This is a genomic window from Vibrio sp. A8-1, from assembly GCF_013048685.1.
GTDB lineage: Bacteria > Pseudomonadota > Gammaproteobacteria > Enterobacterales > Vibrionaceae > Vibrio > Vibrio metschnikovii.
In genome coordinates this window covers 1-584 of record NZ_VHTC01000128.1, presented here as the reverse complement: position 1 = coordinate 584, position 584 = coordinate 1, and the positions used below count along the sequence as shown (strand labels likewise).

Genomic DNA, 584 nt, shown 5'->3' with positions numbered 1-584 from the left:
AGAAGTGGACCCCAACGGTTGGACACATAAGCTCATTTCTTAAGTGGTTGACCCAGCTCATGCTGCGTATCTTTGCCTACCGAAGTAGGCCTCATCAGGAGTGAGGTTATTGAGTCCTTGATGGTTACGCTCTTCATTATAAAACACCATGTAGTTGCCGATTTCAAGCTCGGCTTCACGGGGCGTGGTATAAGCCTTTAAGTAAACCTCCTCATATTTCAGGCTTCGCCATAATCGCTCAATGAAAACATTGTCAACCCAGCGGCCTTTCCCATCCATGCTTATACGTACGTTATGCTCAATTAACTTCTGTGTGAACTCTGTGCTGGTAAACTGGCTGCCTTGATCTGAGTTAAAGATATCAGGTGGCCCATAATGCTTCAGCGCTTCCTCAAGCGCTTCGATACAAAAACTCGTGTCCATGGTGTTGGATAGTCGCCAAGCCAGCACTTTGCGGCTATACCAGTCGATAATCGCAACGAGGTACAGGAACCCCTTCGCCATTGGGATATATGTGATATCAATCGCCCAAGCTTGGTTTGGGTAAGTGACTTCGATATCACGCAACAGGTAGGGATACACCT

Annotated in this window: 1 pseudogene; it reads right to left on the bottom strand. The window is 47.1% G+C overall.

Annotated features, from left to right (window positions below):
* Window positions 1–57: 57 nt before the first annotated feature.
* A pseudogene (locus tag FKN93_RS18165) lies at window positions 58–584 on the bottom strand (IS3-like element ISVpa4 family transposase); the annotation flags it as partial.